Consider the following 16,278-nt stretch of genomic DNA (forward strand, 5'->3'; position numbering starts at 1 on the left):
GGCCGCCATGGCAGCATGGCGGCCATGGACGGCACGCCCCCCGACCCGCGTCGTGATCCTCTGGATGGCTTCCATCCGGCGGTCGCCGACTGGTTCCGCCGGGCCTTTCCCGGCGGCGCCACCGCGGTCCAGTTGCGTGCCTGGCGCGAGGCCCGCGCCGGCCGCCATGCCCTGGTCTGCGCGCCGACCGGCTCGGGCAAGACCCTGGCGGCCTTCCTGGCGGCGCTCGACGACCTGGTGGTGCGCGGCCTGGCGGCGCCGCTGCCGGATGCCGTCCAGGTGCTCTACGTGTCGCCGCTGAAGGCGCTCTCGAACGACATCGAGAAGAACCTGCAGGCACCCCTGAACGGCATCCGCGACCGCCTGTTCGAACTCGGCCTGCCCGACGTCGGCCTGCGCGTCGGCGTGCGCACCGGCGACAGCACCGCCGCCGAGCGCGCCCTGATGCGCCGGCTGCCGCCGCACGTGCTGGTGACCACGCCCGAATCGCTGTTCATCCTGCTGACCAGTCCCTCCGGGCGCGCCATGCTCGGCGACGTGCGCACCGTGATCGTCGACGAACTGCACGCCCTGGCCGGCAGCAAGCGCGGCGCCCACCTGATGCTGTCGCTGGAGCGCATGGCGGCGTTGACCGGCCGGCGGCCGCTGCGCATCGGGCTGTCTGCGACGGTGCGGCCGGTCGACGTGGTGGCCCGCTACCTGGTCGGCGAGGGCGACGACGGCGATTGCGCGGTGATCGACGCCGGCCATGCCCGCCGCCGCGATCTTGCCGTGGAAGTGCCGGGCGCGCCACTGGACGCGGTGATGTCGAACGAGGTCTGGACCGAAGTCTACGACCGCCTGGCCGAGCTGGCCCGCGGCCATCGCACCACCCTGGTGTTCGTCAACCAGCGGCGCCTGGCCGAACGGGTCGCCCGGCACCTGGGCGAGCGCCTGGGTGAGGGCGAGGTCGCCGCCCACCATGGCTCGCTGGCGCGGGCGCAGCGCCTTGACGCCGAGCAGCGCCTGAAGTCCGGCCGCCTGCGCGCCCTGGTCGCGACCTCGTCGCTGGAACTGGGCATCGACATCGGCGAGGTCGACCTGGTCTGCCAGCTCGGCTCGCCGCGCTGGATCAGCGCCCTGCTGCAGCGAGTCGGTCGCTCCGGGCACGCCGTCGGCGGCCTGCCCAAGGGCCGGCTGTTCCCGCTCAGCCGCGACGACCTGCTGGAGTGCGCAGCCCTGCTGCGGGCCATCGACGACGGCGTGCTGGACCGCTTGCGCGATGCCGGCGCACCGCTGGACGTGCTCGCCCAGCAGGTGCTGGCCGAGGTCGGCTGCGGCGAATGGCGCTGCGACGAGCTGTTCACCGCGGTCCGTTGCGCCGCGCCGTACCGGAGCCTGGCGCGCGGCGAATTCGACGCCGTGCTGGCGATGCTGGCGGAAGGGTATGCCACCCGGCGCGGCCGACGCGGCGCCTGGCTGCACCTGGACGGCATCAACGGCCGGGTGCGGCCGCGGCGCGGCGCGCGCCTGGTCGCGGTGACCAATGCCGGCACCATTCCCGACCAGTTCGACTACGACGTGGTGCTGCAGCCGGAAGGCCAGCGGATCGGCACCCTAAACGAGGACTTCGCCTTCGAGAGCGTCGCCGGCGACATCTTCCAGCTCGGCAACAGCGCCTATCGCATCCTCAAGGTCGAGACCGGCAAGGTGCTGGTCGAGGACGCCCGCGGCCAGCCGCCCAGCCTGCCGTTCTGGTTCGGCGAGGCGCTGGGCCGCAGCGACGAGCTGTCGCAGGCGGTCTCCGCGCTGAGCGCCGACGTCGACCGTGCCCTGGACGAAGGGCCGGACGTCGCCGCCGGCCTGCTCGCCCGGGTGCCTGGCCTGCCGGTCGCGGCCGGCGCGCAACTGGTGCAATGGCTGGCCGCCGCGCGGGCTGCGCTGGGCGTGCTGCCGACCCTCGACACCCTGGTCGTCGAACGCTTCTTCGACGAGGTCGGCGACGCCCACCTGGTGATCCATTCGCCGTACGGCTCGCGCATCAACAAGGCCTGGGGCCTGGCCCTGCGCAAGCGCTTCTGCCGCACCTTCAACTTCGAGCTGCAGGCCTCGGCGCTGGAGGACAGTCTGATCCTGTCGCTGGGCCCCAGCCACAGCTTCCCGCTCGAGGACGTGGTCCGCTTCCTGCACAGCGCCAGTGCCCGCGATGTCCTGGTCCAGGCGCTGCTGGACGCGCCCATGTTCGGCACCCGCTGGCGCTGGTGCGCCAGCGTCGCCCTGGCGGTGCGCCGCATGAACGCCGGTCGCCGGGTGCCGCCGCAGTTCCAGCGCAGCGATGCCGAGGACCTGCTGACCGTGGTCTTCCCCGACCAGGTCGCCTGCGCCGAGAACCTGTCCGGGCCGCGCGAGGTGCCCGACCACCCGCTGGTCGCCCAAACCCTGCACGACTGCCTGCACGACACCATGGACGTCGACGGCTTCCTGGCGCTGCTGGCCGGGATCGAGTCCGGTCGGGTCCGTGTCGAGTGCCGCGACCTGGTGGCGCCGTCGCCGCTGGCCGGCGCCATCCTCAACGCCCGCCCCTATGCCTTCCTCGACGATGGCGAGGCCGAGGAGCGCCGTACCCGGGCGGTCGGCTGGCAGGCGCTGCCCGATGCCGCCACCGCCGCCACCTTGGCGCGGCCCGATCCGGCGGCGGTGGCGAAGGTCCGCGACGAGGCCTGGCCGCTGGTACGCGATGCCGACGAGCTTCACGATGCCCTGATGGTGCATGGCGCCCTGGCCGAAGCGGATGTTCAGCGGCTGGCTGCCGCGGTGTGGCTGGACGAACTGGTCGCAACGGGCCGCGCACTGACACTTGCGTGGCCCGATGGCCGCCGCGCCGCCTGTGCTGTGGAACGCTGGCCGCAGCTCGGGCCCGCCTGGTCCGGCAACGGGATAGAGGTCGTGGCGGGGACAACCGCGCCGGGCGATGTGGAGGCGGCCGACGCGGACCCCGACACCGCCCTGGTCGAGCTGCTGCGCGGCCGGCTGGAGCTGCTCGGACCCACCACGGCGGCCGCGCTGGCGGCGCCGTTCGCCCTGCCGGAAGGGCGGGTCGAGGCGGCGCTGCTGCGTCTGGAAGGGGAGGGCGTGGCGATGCGCGGCGCCTTCGACGCCGGCCTCGGCCCCGGCCAGTGGTGCGAGCGCCGCCTGCTGGCGCGCATCCACCGGCTCAGCCGCGACCAGCGGCGGGCCAGCCAGAAGGCGGTGCCGCCCGCGCAGTTCCAGCGCTTCCTGCTGCACTGGCAAGGCATCGCCGGCGCCGGCGAACCGCGTCGCGGCGAGGCCGGACTGCTGGCGGTGCTGGACCAACTCGAGGGCTGGGTGGCGCCGGCCTGTGCCTGGGAGCGCGACCTGCTGCCGCAGCGCCTGGCCGACTGGTCGCCGGCGCTGCTCGACCGCCTGTGCGCAAGCGGCCGGATCGCCTGGTGGCGGCCCCGTGCGCAGGGCGCCGTGCCGTCCGGGCGCGGCGCACCGGTGCGCGCCACGCCGATCCTGCTGTCGGCGCGCGCCAGCCTGGGCCACTGGCAGGCCCTGGCCGCCGGCGAGCCGGCGGCCGGCCAGGATCAGTTGGCCGGGCTGGATGGCCGTGCCCGACGGGTGGCCGAAACGCTGCGCGCCTGCGGCGCCCTGTTCCTTGACGACCTGGTGGCGGAGAGCGGCCTGATCCTGGCCGAGGCCGAGACCGCCCTGGGGGAGTTGGTCGGTCAGGGCGTGGTCGGCTGCGACAGCTTCGCGGGACTGCGCGCCCTGCTGGCGCCGGCCCGGCACCGGGCGCGCCAGCGGGGCAGGGCGCTGCCCGCCGATGCCGGCCATGCCGGTCGCTGGAGCCTGCAGCGCGTCCGGTCTGCCGGCGCGGGCGAGGCGGGCGGCGGCCTGGCCGAACCCGCCGTGGAGCATGTCGCCCGGGTCCTGCTGCGCCGCTACGGCGTGGTGTTCCGGGCCCTGCTGGCGCGCGAGCAGCACCTGCCGCCCTGGCGGGCCCTGCACTACGTGTACCGGCGCATGGAGGCGCGCGGCGAGCTGCTGGGCGGCCGCTTCGTCGAGGGCCAGGCCGGCGAGCAGTTCGCGCTGGCCGAGGCCGCCAGCGCGCTGCGCGGCCTGGCGCCCGGGCAGGGCAGCCTGGTCGCGCTGAGCGCCGCCGACCCGCTCAACCTGTGTGGTGTCCTGGGCAGCGGCACGCGCCTGCCGGGCCTGGCCGGCAACCGCCTGCTGCTGCGCGACGGCGTGCCGGCCGGCAACCGCAGCGGCCGGCGCATCACCCTGGACCCGCAGCTCGCCCTGGCCGATCTGGACCGGGCGCGCCGGATCCTGGCCGCCAGCGCAGGTCCGCGCGCTCGGGCCTGAGCGCGTCGCGCGGCCCGGCCACGACCGGTGCCGCAGGCTGCGGCGCTCGGTGGGGCGCGGCCACCGGCGCCCGGGGATCGGGTCCGATGCCGAACAAGAGGGCGCATTCCCGGCCGTGCGGCGTCTGCCGAAGGAGGCGGCAGGTCGGCCGGGCTTGCGCGGGCCTTCCATTTCCAAGGGGTGTCGCTATAATGTCGCGTTCATTCGCGCCCCCGTCGGGACGCGATTCCCACCCAGAGTCCCCGCACATGGTCAAGATTCGACTGGCTCGCGGCGGCGCCAAGGCGCGGCCGTTCTACCACATCATCGTCGCCGACGAGCGCAGCCCGCGCGACGGCCGCAGCATCGAGCGCGTGGGTTTCTACAACCCGATCGCGACCGGCCAGGAGCGTCCGCTCGAGGTCAAGCTGGAGCGCGTCGACCACTGGGTCGGCAAGGGCGCCCAGATGACCGAGAAGGTGCGCTCGCTGGTCAAGCAGGCCCGCAAGAGCCAGCCCGCCGCGGCCTGAGGGCCGCGCGCAGCCCCGCCATGGATCGTCGCGACCGCCGCGTCCTGGTCGGGCGTGTGGTCGGGCTCCATGGCGTCCGCGGGGGCCTCAAGGTGGAGTCCTTCACCGAGCCCCGCGACCGGATCTTCGACTACCAGCCCTGGATCGTGCGCCAGCTCGGTGCCGAGCGCGTCGCGCGCGCCAGGCCCCTGGTGCGCCAGCAGCGCATCGCTGCGATGGTCGACGGCATAGACGACCGCGACGCGGCGGCAGCGCTGCTCGGCGCGGAGATCTGCGTGCGCCGGGCTCAGCTCCCGGCACCGGCGCCCGGCGAGTTCTACTGGACGGATCTCGAGGGGCTGGCCGTCGTCAACCTGGATGGCGTGCAGCTCGGCGTCGTCGAGTCGCTGTTCGCGACCGGCGCCAACGACGTGATGGTGGTGCGGCAGGGCGAACGCGAGCGCCTGGTGCCGTTCGTCCGTGGCAGCCATGTGCGCCGCGTCGACCTCGACGGGGGCATGATCCTGGTCGACTGGGATCCGGACTTCTAGACCGGGTATCTCATGGGGGCGTGATCTCGACGGCCGCGGTAGCGGCTTCATGGAACACCCGGGCCAGCCCGGCCAGCTCGCCCGGTGCGGCCGGCCAACATGGCCGGCGCCGGCCTCCTACCTGGTACGACAGGATCTTGCCGTGCGCATCGACGTGATCAGCCTGTTCCCCGACTTCGTCGACGCCGCCAGCGGCTTCGGCGTGGTCGGCCGCGCCCGGCAGCGCGGCCTGCTCGAGGTGGTCGGCTGGAATCCCCGCGACTTCACCGGCGATCCCCACCGCACCGTGGACGACCGCCCCTACGGCGGCGGACCGGGCATGGTGATGCTGGTCGATCCCTTGCGTGCCGCGCTGGCTGCGGCACGCGACGCCGCGCCGGGGCCTGCGCGCGTGATCCACCTGAGCCCGCAGGGCGAGCGCCTGAGCCAGTCCGGGGTCAGGCGCCTGGCGGCCCTGCCGCGCCTGGTCCTGGTCTGCGGACGCTACGAGGCGATCGACGAGCGCCTGCTGGCCGCCGAGGTCGACGAGGAACTGTCGGTCGGCGACTACGTGTTGTCCGGCGGCGAATTGCCGGCCTGCATCGTGATCGATGCCGTCGGCCGCCTGCTGGACGGGGCGCTTGGCGACGCCGACTCGGCGCGCCAGGACTCCTTCGGGGACGGGCTGCTGGACTGCGGGCACTGGACCCGCCCGGAGCACCACGCGCTGGGCGCCGTGCCCCAGGTGCTGCTGGGCGGCGACCATGCCGCCATCGCGCGCTGGCGCCGCCGCGAGGCGCTCGGCCGCACCTGGCTGCGGCGCCCCGACCTGCTGGCCAGGGCCACCCTGGACCCGGCCGACCGCGTCCTGCTCGCCGAGTTCATCGACGCCTGGCGGCGTGCGGGCGGATCCGGCGCGGCCTGAGCCGGCCGCAGCGTCAGCCTGGGCGGGGTCGGCAGGGGGGGGTGTCGCGGTCCCGGATTGGATGCCAGGGTCCGGTCAGGACGGCCCGGCGGGCCGCCCTGGCGGGACCTTCCCAAGCACCGTCGGGATCTGCCATAATCCGCGGTCTTTGCAAGCCCCCCCGATTCTCACGTCATTGGTGAACGCCATGAACCTGATCCAGCAATTCGAAGCCGAGCAGATGGCGCGCCAGCTGCCGGATTTCTCCCCCGGCGACACCGTGGTGGTCAACGTCAAGGTCAAGGAAGGCAACCGCGAGCGCATCCAGGCCTATGAGGGCGTGGTCATCGCCAAGCGCAACCGCGGCCTGAACTCCGCCTTCACCGTGCGCAAGATGTCGCATGGCACCGGCGTCGAGCGCGTGTTCCAGGCGCACAGCCCGGTGATCGACTCGGTCGAGGTCAAGCGTCGTGGCAAGGTGCGCGGCGCCAAGCTGTACTACCTGCGTGGGCTCGAGGGCAAGGCGGCGCGCATCCAGGAGGATCTGGCCGCTTCCGCGAAGGACGCCGCAAAGCGCGATGCCGCCAAGAAGGCGGCCAAGAAGGCCAAGGAAGCCTGAACCCGGGCAGCTGGACGGTGTGCGCGAGCGCGCCGTCCGGGGATCGCCGCGAAGGCCGCCAGCAATGGCGGCCTTCGGCATTTGCGGGGTCCTGTGGGCCGCTTGGCCGCGTGCCGGGTCGTCAGGCGAGAAGGGAGCGCAGCATCCAGGCGGTCTTCTCGTGCGCCTGCATGCGCTGCGTGACCAGGTCGGCAGTGGGCTGGTCGTCCGCGCCGTCCGCCACCTTGAACGCCTCGCGCGCGGTCCGCGCGCAGGTCTCGTGGCCGTCGACCAGCTGCCCGACCATGCCCTTCCAGTCGGGCACCCCGGCCTCTTCCTTGATCGCCGACAGCCCCGCGAACTGCGCACCCGAGCCCGGCGCGTACATGCCCAGGGCGCGGATCCGTTCGGCGATGTCGTCGTTGGCCAGCCACAGTTCGTTGTACTGGACCTCGAACATGGTGTGCAGGGTGTTGAACATCGGCCCGGTGACGTTCCAGTGGAACGCATGGGTCTTGAGGTACAGGGTGTAGTTGTCGGCCAGCAGGCGGGCCAGACCCTCGGCGATCTGCCGCCGCTGCTTCTCGGGAATGCCGATGTCGATCTTCGCCTCGGCCTTCTTCGCCTTCGCCTCGATCTTGCGCTTGCCGCTTGCCATGACCATCTCCTGTCGGAACCGGAATTGGCCCTAGGCTAACCCGCCGCCCCGTCACAATGAAGTCAGCTCCGCCAATGGCGTCAATCGACCCTGCCGATCGCCGTCCCGGACTCCCGCCCCTGCCGCCGCCGGGCAGCGTGCGCAGCGCCGACCGCGGCCGGCTGCTGCGCCTGCGCCAGCGCCTGCGCGGCGCGAAACCTGACCAGGTGGCGGCCCTGGCCGAGCAGTACCGTGCCCTGTGCGAGACGTCGGCGGCGGCGGTCGGGGCCCGCCGGCAGGTCCTGCCGACGCCGCGCTTCGACGGTTGCCTGCCGATCCACGCCGAGGGCGAGCGCCTGGCCGGACTGATCGCCCGGCACCGGGTGGTGGTGGTCGCCGGCGAGACCGGCTCCGGCAAGACCACGCAGATCCCGAAGCTGGCGCTGGTGGCCGGTCGCGGCGCCGCCGGTGCGATCGCCTGCACCCAGCCGCGCCGGATCGCGGCGCGCAGCGTCGCACGCCGGGTCGCCGAGGAGCTCGACACCCGGCTCGGCGAGCTGGTCGGCTATCAGGTGCGCTTCGACGAGCGCGCCGGCGAGGACACCGCGATCCGCTTCATGACCGACGGCATCCTGCTCGCCCAGGCGCAGTCCGACCCCTGGCTTTCCGCCTACGACACCATCCTGGTCGACGAGGCGCACGAGCGCTCGCTCAACATCGACTTCCTGCTCGGCCTGCTCAAGCGCCTGCTGGCGCGCCGCGACGACCTCAAGGTGATCGTCACCTCGGCGACCATCGACACGGCACGCTTCGCCGCCTTCTTCGATGGTGCGCCGGTGGTCGAGATCCCCGGCCGCAGTTACCCGGTCGAGCGCCGTTGGCGGCCGCTGGCGGACCGCGAGCGCGGCGAGCGCGGGCTGGTCGCGGCGCTCGCCGACACGGTCGCCGAAATCGGCCGGGAGGATCCTCAGGGCGACGTCCTGGTGTTCCTGCCCGGCGAGCGCGAGATCCGCGAAGCGCACCGCGTGCTGGCCGAGCTGCGCCTGCGCCATACCGAAGTGCTGCCGCTGTACGCGCGGCTGTCGGCGCGCGACCAGGACCGTGTGTTCCGGCCCGGCACCGGCCGGCGCATCGTGCTGGCCACCAACGTCGCCGAGACCTCGCTGACGGTGCCGCGGATCCGCCACGTGGTCGACGCCGGCACCGCGCGGATCAGCCGCTACAGCCCGCGCAGCAAGGTGCAGCGCCTGGAGGTCGAGCCGATCGCCCGCGCCAATGCCGAGCAGCGCGCCGGCCGCTGCGGCCGCACCGGCCCGGGCATCGCCTGGCGCCTGTACGACGAGGCCGATTTCCTGGCGCGCCCGGAGTACGCCGATCCGGAGATCCTGCGCAGCTCGCTGGCCAACGTCATCCTGCGCATGCTGTCGCTGGGTCTGGGCGACATCGAGGCGTTCCCGTTCATCGACCCGCCCGGCGAGCGCGCCATCCGCGAGGGCCTGCAGCAGCTCGCCGAGCTCAGGGCGGTCGACGGCCAGCGCCGGCTGACCGACATCGGCCGGGCGATGGCGCGCTTCCCGATCGACGTCCAGCTCGCCCGGATGCTGGTCGAGGCCCGCGAGCTGGGCAGCCTGCGCGAGCTGCTGGCGATCGTCGCCTTCCTGGGCGTCCAGGATCCGCGCGAGCGGCCGGCCGAGGTCCGCCAGCTCGCCGACAGCCGGCACGCCGAGTTCGCCGACGCCCGCTCGGATTTCCTGTCGGCCTGGAAGCTGTGGCAGGCCTTCGACGCCGCCCACGCCGAGCTCGGCAGCAGCCGGCTGCGCGCCTGGTGCGAAGAGCGCTTCCTCAACTTCATGCGCATGCGCGAGTGGCGCGAACTGCACCGGCAACTGCTGCAGATCGCCGATGCCATCGGCTGGCCGCTGGCCGGCCCGGACGGCAAGCCGGCGAGCTACGAGGCGATCCACCGGGCGATCCTGGCCGGCCTGCCGACCAGCGTCGCCCGACGCGGCGAGAAGGGCCTGTACGAGGGCACCCGCAGCCGCGGCTTCTCGATCTTCCCGGGCAGCGCCCTGGCCAAGGCGCAGCCGCCCTGGCTGCTGTCGCTGTCGGTGATCCAGACCGCCCGGCTGTACGCCCACGTCAACGCCCGGATCGAGCCGGACTGGCTGTACGCACAGGCCGGCCACCTGCTGCGGCGGACCGTGTTCGAGCCGTTCTGGGATGCCGACCGCGGCCGCGTCCAGGCCTTCGAGCAGGCCAGCCTGCTCGGCCTGGTCGTGCATGCCCGGCGCCGGGTCGACTATGCCGCCACCGACCCCGCCGGTGCCCGCGCGATCTTCCTGCGCGACGGCCTGGCCGAATGCGACCTGCGCAGCCGCAGCGATTTCGTGGCCGACAACGCGCTGGTCCTGGCCCAGGCGCGCGAGCGCGAGGCTGCGCAGCGACGCCAGGGGCTGGTGCTGGATGCTGAAGCGAGGGCCCAGTTCTTCGAGGCGCTGGTGCCGGCGACGGTGAACTCGACCCGAGCCCTGGACGACTGGTACCGGCGGCTGCCGGCCCCGGAACGGCGAGGCCTGCATTGGCAACTCACCGACCTGCTGGCCCAGGACACCGGCGCCGACGGCTTCCCGGCGCGCCTGCAACTGGCCGGGCACTGGTTCGACCTGGACTACCGTTTCGTGCCGGGCGACGAGGCCGATGGCGTCTCCCTGCGGGTGCCGCTGGCCTGGCTCAACGCGGTGCCGCCGGCGCGTCTGGACTGGCTGGTGCCCGGCCTGCTGCCGGCGCGGGTCGCAGAGCTGATCCGCTCGCTGGCCAAGCCGCAGCGACGCAACTTCGTGCCGGCACCCGACTTCGCCCGGGCCTTCGCGCAGGCGCAGGCACCGCGCGATGTCGCCCTGGTCGACGCGCTGGCGGCCTGGTTGCGCAGCACGACCGGTGTCGACGTTGCAGCCTCTGATTTCGACGACAGCGGGTTGCCGGCCCACCTGCGCATGCGCATCGTGGTGGTCGACGAGGCCGGCACCGAAGTCGCACACGGGCGGGACCTGGCCGCCCTGCAGGCACGCTGGGGACGGGCCGCCCGCGCCGCCTTCGCGCAGCGCGCGGCTGGCGGCTTCAGCCGTACCGGGCTGACCCGGTTCGAACCCGATGAGCTGCCCGACCGCATCGAGGGCGAGGCCGGTCTGGCCGCCTATCCGGCCTTCGTCGACCGCGGCGAGCACGTCGACCTGGTGGTGTTCGAGACCGCCGCGCAAGCGGCACAGGCGCATGCCGGCGGCCTTCGCAGGCTCCTGCTGCTGCGCCTGGCCGACCTGCGCCGGCGCCTTGCCCGGCAATTGCCGCTCGATGCCCAGGCGCAGTTCGCCTGGGCCGGCATCGGCTCGGTGGATGTGCTGCGCGCGCAGATCGTCGACCACGCCCTGGCCAGGCTGCTGGTGGAGGCCGGGCCGGTGCGCAGCCGTGCCGCCTTCGAGGCGCTGGCCGGCGATCTCGGCGAGCGGCTGGGTCGCGCCGTCAACGCCCGGGCACTGAAGGTGGCCGATGCGCTCTCGGCGCTGGCCCAGGCGGCCCCGGCCCTCGCACCCCCTCTGCTGGGCTTCGCTGCCGCCAACTTCGACGACTTGCACGCGCAGCGCCAGGCACTGTTCCCCGCCGATCTGGGCGAGCGGATACCCGACGAGCGGCTTTCGGAGTATCCGCGCTACCTGCGGGCCATGGCGCTGCGCGCCCAGCGGCTGCAGGACGACCCGCGCCGCGACCAGGCGCGGATGCTGGTGGTCGAGGGCTTCCAGCGGCGCATCCAGGCGCTGGCCGGGCGTGCCGACGGCCAGCAGCTGGAAGACGTGCGCTGGCTGCTCGAGGAACTCCGGGTGTCGTTGTTCGCGCAGGAACTGGGCACCCGGGAGCCGGTCTCGGAAAAGCGCGTGGAGCGAAGGCTCCAGGCGCTGGAGAGCTGATCGGCGATTCCGTAACGGAGCGGGGGTCGCCCCTGCGGCGGGTTGCGCGCTGCCGGTCGGGGTCGTGCTGCGGACCGCCGGCCTGCGGTGGCTCGGCCGATGCGCGGCGGAAGCCGGGCCGGCGCCTGCGCAGTTCCTTGACGCCGTTCAGCCAGACAGGCCGGGGCCGGTCCGGCTGCAGCGGGACTCAGCGAACGCGGCGGACCCGCGCGGACGCGTTGTAGCCCTCGATGCGCAGGTTCCAGGCGCCGAACAGGCCAGGTTCGATGATCACGGTCGGGTCCTGCACCGCCCGGATCGCCAGCGGCGTGAACGAGCCGGCCATCTCCCAGACCATGCCGTTCTCCAGCGTGAAGGTGGTGCGGCTGTTCCAGCCGGTGAACTCGCCCTTGATGCGGCTGACGATGGCGTTGCGGGAGACGGCAGGGTCGCTCAGGCCGCGGTTGTCCGCCTGGGCGGGGTAGGCAGCGGCGGCGCTTGCCGGCCAGTTGGCGCGCAACCAGTCGTTGAGCCGGGCCAGCTCGTCGGCGGACAACCGGTCCAGGCCAGCCGAGCTGAAGTCGTCGCTGCTCATGCGCTCCTCCAGGGAAGAGAAGTCCTGTGCCATCGCGGTGGATGCGGTCAGGACGAGGAACAGGAGGAGGACGCGGGCGATGATGTGCATACGGCGGGCCTTGGCGAGGGTTCGGACGTCAGGGGCGGATTGTAGCCGCGATCCGGCCGCCACCACGGCGGCGACCGTCCGCCGGCCTACAATGGTCGCCATGGAGTCAGCCGCCACCGTCGATCCCGCCGCAGGCGCCGTGCTGCCGGACTGGGCCGCACCGGCGGCGCAGGCGCTGATGTCCGACGATCGCGACGCGCTGATCCAGGTCCTGGCCCTGCTCGACGGCCTGCAGGTCGACCCGGCGACGCGCGCGGCGGCCATCGCGCGCCGGCTGGATTGCTGGTCGCAGGCCACGGCGGCGGTGCGCGAGTGCGGCGCCCTGCGCGAAGGACTGGGTGAGGCCGGGCTGGTCTGGAGCCTGCACGCCGATCCGACCGGCGCTGCCAACGCCGAGGGGCTGCGCCGGCTCCTGCTGGCGATCGTGCGCGACCTGCGCGTGGTGTTCATCCTGCTGGCCGAGCAACTGGTCGCCCTGCGCCAGGCGGCACGCCTGCCAGCCGACCAGCGCCGGGAGCTGGCCCGGCTCGCGGCGGACATCCACGCGCCGCTGGCAAACCGCCTGGGCATCTGGCAACTCAAGTGGGAGCTGGAGGATCTCGCCTTCCGTTTCCTCAACCCGGACACCTATCGGCGCATCGCCGGTCTGCTCGATGAGCGCCGTGGTGACCGCGAGCGCTACATCGAGCAGGCCGGCCGTGCGCTGACCTTGGCCCTGGGCCAGGCCGGCCTGCGCGCCCAGGTCGCCGGCCGGCCCAAGCACATCTTCAGCATCTGGAAGAAGATGGGCCGCAAGAACGCGGGATTCGGCGAGCTGTACGACGTCCGTGCCCTGCGCGTCCTGGTCGACGACGTCGCCGCCTGCTACGCGGCGCTGGGCGTGGTCCACAGCCTGTGGACGCCGATTCCCCAGGAGTTCGACGACTACATCGCCCGGCCCAAGGGCAACAACTACCAGTCCCTGCACACGGCGGTGGTCGGCCCCGACGGCAAGACGCTGGAGGTGCAGATCCGCAGCCATGACATGCACGCCCACGCCGAGCTGGGCGTCGCCGCGCACTGGAAGTACAAGGAGGGCGGGCGTGGCGACGCCGCCCTGGAACGCAAGATCGCCTGGCTGCGCAACCTGCTGGAGAACCGCGAGGCCGGCGAGGACGACCGCGGCCTCTACGAGGGCTTCCGCACCGACACGGTCGAGGACCGTGTATACGTGCTGACCCCGCGCGGCCAGGTCGTCGACCTGCCGGCCGGCGCCACCGTGCTGGACTTCGCCTACCACGTGCACACCGAGGTCGGGCATCGCTGTCGCGGCGCCAAGGTCAACGGCCGCATCGTGCCGCTGAGCCACTGCCCGCAATCGGGCGACCGCATCGAAATCCTGACCGGCAAGCAGGCGGCGCCGCGCCGCGACTGGCTCAATGCGCAGGCCGGTTACCTGGTCAGCGGTCGTGCCCGCGACAAGGTCAGGGCCTGGTTCCGGCGCCTGGAGCTCGACCAGAACCTGCGCGAGGGCGCCGCCCTTCTGGAACGCGAGCTCAAGCGCCTGGGTCTGCACGAGTGGCCGCTGGCGCCGCTGCTTGCGCGCTGGAACCTCAAGCGCATCGAGGAGCTGCATGTGGCGGTCGCGCTCGGCGAGGTGTCGCCGGCGCAGGTGGCGCGCGCCATCCACGAGGCGCAGGTGCCGCGCCCGGCGCCCGCGGAGCCGGCGCCGCGCCAGGGCCAGGTGCCGGCGGCCGGCGACGCAGTGACCGTCGAGGGCGTGGACAATCTGCTGCTGGCCTATGCGCGTTGCTGCCAGCCGCTGCCGGGCGACGCCATCACCGGCTACGTCACCCAGGGGCGCGGTGTCAGCGTGCACCGCCAGGACTGCGGCAGCCTGGCCCGGATGGCGGCCCGGCACCCCGAGCGGGTGCTGCCGGTCGAGTGGGGTCGCCGGGCGGCCGGCCAGTTCGAAGTCGGCCTGCGCCTGCGCGCTTTCGACCGTGGCGGGCTGCTCAAGGACGTCACCGCGGTGTTCGCCGGTCTGGGCGTGCCGGTCCTGGCCCTGGACTCCCGCATCGATGCCCGCCAGGGCGAGGCCGAGATCCGCTGCGCGGCCCGCGTGCGCGATGTCGATCAGCTGGGTACGCTGCTGACCCGCCTGTCGGCCCTGCCCTCCGTCCGCGAGGCGCGGCGGCTGAGCTGATTCCCTCTGCGAATGTGAGTTTCATCGCACAAGCACGGTTCATGCGCCAGGCCTTCTAATGGCGCGATCCGATTTCCGATCCGACCCTTCAAGGCCCCGCCGCGCCATGCATCCCCGCCATCGACCCGAACCCGAACTGGGGCGTATCGACGACCTCGACCCGGAGCGCCCGGACCGGCCGGTCGAGGAGCCGCTCATCGCCGGCGAGCGGCGGGCGCCGAGACGACCGCCGCCGCCGGGCCGCGGGGCGCGCTGGCCCCTGCTGCTGACCGGGATGGTGCTGGTCGCCGCGGCGCTGGTCTGGAGCCAGCGCGAGGCCCTGCGCGAAGGGTTCCCCGCCTCCCAGACCCGTGAGCTGCTCAACGCCGCCGCCCGCGCCGAGGCGGAGGGACGCTGGCAGGGAGAGGCCGGTGGCAACGACGCGCTCGCCCTCTATCAGCGGGTGCTGGCCGACGATCCGGACAACGACGCCGCGCGCCTCGGCCTTCGCCGGGTTGGCCAGGCCCTGGTCGGACAGGCCCAGGATGCCCTGGCCACGGCTGACCCGGCGCGCGCCCGTGCCCTGGTCGCGCTGTTGCCAGACACCGGCGAGGCCGGTGCCACGGTGGCCGACCTCGAACGTCGCATCGCCGCCATCGAGGCGGCCGGCCAGGCCCTGCCTGCGCTGCTGGAGCGCGGTCAGGAGGCGCTGGCGCGCCGTCGTATCCGTGGCGATCAGGGCGCCCTGGTGGCGTTCCGGCAGATGCTGGCGATCGATCCCGGCAACGCCGTTGCCAGCCGGGGTATCGAGGACGCGCTGGCGGTGCTGGCCGACGAGGCCGGCCAGGCGCTCGGCGCTGGCCGGCTCGACAGTGCCGGCGGGATGATCGAGGCGATCGCCGCCGAACAGCCCCAGCACGCCAGCCTGCCGGCCCTGCGCCAGCGCCTGGCGCAGGCGCAGGCCGGCCAGCAGGCCGCGGCGGAAGCCCAGGCGCGCGCAGCGCAGCTCGCGGCTGCCGAACAGGCCGCTGCGACCGCCGCTGCCGCGGCGGAGGCGGTCGAACGCGAGGTCGCCGAGCTGGCGCGCGCTCGCGAGCAGCAGGCGGAAGAACAGGCACGCCGCGACGCCGAGTTGCGCAGACGCCTGGCCAGTGCCGATCGCGCCCTGCAGGCAGGTCGCCTGGAGGATGCCATCACCGGTTACCAGCGTGTCCTGGCCCTCGACGGCGACGATCCGCGCGGCCAGGCCGGCCTTGAACGCGCGGCCGAGCGCGCCCTGGCACAGGCACTCTCGGCGATCGAACAGCGCAACCCCGCGCGGGCCGAAGCCGGACTTGCCCTGGCCCGGCGTGCCGGCGCCGATGCAGCGGCGCTGGCCGACGCCGAGGCCAGCCTTGCGGCGATGAACGAGCGGCTTGCAGAGGTGCTGGCGCGGCCCGAGCTCGACGCCGCCGCCCGCGCCCGGCTGAACCGGCTGATGGAACAGGCACGCGGCGCCGAGCGCCGGGGCGCGCTGGTCGAGCCCGCTGGCGCGAGCGCCTACGACCTGTACCGCCAGGTGCTGGCCATCGATCCCATGGACGAGGATGCCCGGCGCGCGGTGGCCGCCCTGCCCAGCCGTGCGCAGTCGCTGGTCGTCCACCATGCGGAAATGGGTCGGCTGGTCGAGGCCGGCGATGCCCTCGACGCCCTGGTCGCCATGGCCCCGATGGATCCGGCAATCCCCGAACTGCGCCGGCAGCTCGCGAACGCCTGGCTGGAGCGGGGCAGCGGCCAGGCGCGGGCTGGCGAGACCGGTCCTGCGCGCCTGTCGCTGGAGCGTGCCCGCTCGCTGGCGCCAGGCCACCCTGGACTTGCCGTCCTGGCGCGCGAGATCGATGGCGGCTGAACCGGTCCACGGTTCCCGGTGCCCGCCGCACGCGGTGCGGGCGGGACCGGGCCTGCGGGCCGCGGCGCCGAATCGCGC

General features: G+C 73.6%; 10 protein-coding genes. 8 read left to right on the forward strand and 2 right to left on the reverse strand.

Annotated elements, in window-relative coordinates:
• Positions 1-24 precede the first annotated feature (24 nt).
• The 5 genes from KF823_08495 (at position 25) to rplS (ending at position 6,909) form a co-directional block, all read left to right on the forward strand.
• Positions 25-4,368, forward strand: coding sequence for a DEAD/DEAH box helicase (locus KF823_08495; protein ID MBX3725943.1), 4,344 nt, complete (start codon positions 25-27; stop codon positions 4,366-4,368).
• 248 nt (positions 4,369-4,616) lie between these two features.
• Positions 4,617-4,877: a 30S ribosomal protein S16 gene (rpsP, locus tag KF823_08500; GenBank protein MBX3725944.1), complete on the forward strand. Its 261-nt coding sequence runs from the start codon at positions 4,617-4,619 to the stop codon at positions 4,875-4,877.
• Positions 4,878-4,897: 20 nt separating this feature from the next.
• The gene (gene rimM, locus KF823_08505) at positions 4,898-5,407 is read left to right on the forward strand and encodes a ribosome maturation factor RimM (protein MBX3725945.1); all 510 of its coding nucleotides are present in this window, start codon (positions 4,898-4,900) and stop codon (positions 5,405-5,407) included.
• A gap of 142 nt (positions 5,408-5,549) precedes the next feature.
• On the forward strand, positions 5,550-6,311 hold the full coding sequence (gene trmD / locus KF823_08510) for a tRNA (guanosine(37)-N1)-methyltransferase TrmD (protein MBX3725946.1): 762 nt from the start codon (positions 5,550-5,552) through the stop codon (positions 6,309-6,311).
• Positions 6,312-6,498: 187 nt separating this feature from the next.
• Positions 6,499-6,909: a 50S ribosomal protein L19 gene (gene rplS / locus KF823_08515; protein MBX3725947.1), complete on the forward strand. Its 411-nt coding sequence runs from the start codon at positions 6,499-6,501 to the stop codon at positions 6,907-6,909.
• A gap of 121 nt (positions 6,910-7,030) precedes the next feature.
• On the opposite strand, the gene KF823_08520 is transcribed toward rplS, so the two are convergent.
• Complete coding sequence (locus tag KF823_08520; protein ID MBX3725948.1) at positions 7,031-7,546, reverse strand: DNA starvation/stationary phase protection protein; 516 nt, start codon at positions 7,544-7,546, stop codon at positions 7,031-7,033.
• A 74-nt stretch (positions 7,547-7,620) separates the two neighbouring features.
• Between KF823_08520 and hrpA the strand changes: the two genes are divergently transcribed.
• Complete coding sequence (gene hrpA / locus KF823_08525; protein ID MBX3725949.1) at positions 7,621-11,484, forward strand: ATP-dependent RNA helicase HrpA; 3,864 nt, start codon at positions 7,621-7,623, stop codon at positions 11,482-11,484.
• A gap of 187 nt (positions 11,485-11,671) precedes the next feature.
• On the opposite strand, the gene KF823_08530 is transcribed toward hrpA, so the two are convergent.
• Positions 11,672-12,058, reverse strand: a complete 387-nt coding sequence (locus KF823_08530) for a hypothetical protein (protein MBX3725950.1) — start codon at positions 12,056-12,058, stop codon at positions 11,672-11,674.
• A gap of 181 nt (positions 12,059-12,239) precedes the next feature.
• On the opposite strand from KF823_08530, the gene KF823_08535 reads away from it, so the two are divergent.
• Together KF823_08535 and KF823_08540 are read left to right on the forward strand one after the other, a co-directional pair.
• Complete coding sequence (locus KF823_08535; GenBank protein ID MBX3725951.1) at positions 12,240-14,333, forward strand: bifunctional (p)ppGpp synthetase/guanosine-3',5'-bis(diphosphate) 3'-pyrophosphohydrolase; 2,094 nt, start codon at positions 12,240-12,242, stop codon at positions 14,331-14,333.
• 106 nt (positions 14,334-14,439) lie between these two features.
• Positions 14,440-16,200, forward strand: coding sequence for a hypothetical protein (locus KF823_08540; GenBank protein MBX3725952.1), 1,761 nt, complete (start codon positions 14,440-14,442; stop codon positions 16,198-16,200).
• Positions 16,201-16,278 lie beyond the last annotated feature (78 nt).

The sequence above is a fragment of the Lysobacterales bacterium genome, assembly GCA_019634735.1.
Taxonomy (GTDB): domain Bacteria; phylum Pseudomonadota; class Gammaproteobacteria; order Xanthomonadales; family UBA2363; genus Pseudofulvimonas.

Bases quoted from the DNA above. Each gene is read 5' to 3' on its own strand.
- KF823_08495 (MBX3725943.1), top strand. From the start codon at position 25: ATGGACGGCACGCCCCCCGACCCGCGTCGTGATCCTCTGGATGGCTTC.
- rpsP (MBX3725944.1), top strand. From the start codon at position 4,617: ATGGTCAAGATTCGACTGGCTCGCGGCGGCGCCAAGGCGCGGCCGTTC.
- rimM (MBX3725945.1), top strand. From the start codon at position 4,898: ATGGATCGTCGCGACCGCCGCGTCCTGGTCGGGCGTGTGGTCGGGCTC.
- rplS (MBX3725947.1), top strand. From the start codon at position 6,499: ATGAACCTGATCCAGCAATTCGAAGCCGAGCAGATGGCGCGCCAGCTG.
- KF823_08520 (MBX3725948.1), bottom strand. From the start codon at position 7,546: ATGGCAAGCGGCAAGCGCAAGATCGAGGCGAAGGCGAAGAAGGCCGAG.
- hrpA (MBX3725949.1), top strand. From the start codon at position 7,621: ATGGCGTCAATCGACCCTGCCGATCGCCGTCCCGGACTCCCGCCCCTG.
- KF823_08530 (MBX3725950.1), bottom strand. From the start codon at position 12,058: ATGAGCAGCGACGACTTCAGCTCGGCTGGCCTGGACCGGTTGTCCGCC.
- KF823_08535 (MBX3725951.1), top strand. From the start codon at position 12,240: ATGGTCGCCATGGAGTCAGCCGCCACCGTCGATCCCGCCGCAGGCGCC.
- KF823_08540 (MBX3725952.1), top strand. From the start codon at position 14,440: ATGCATCCCCGCCATCGACCCGAACCCGAACTGGGGCGTATCGACGAC.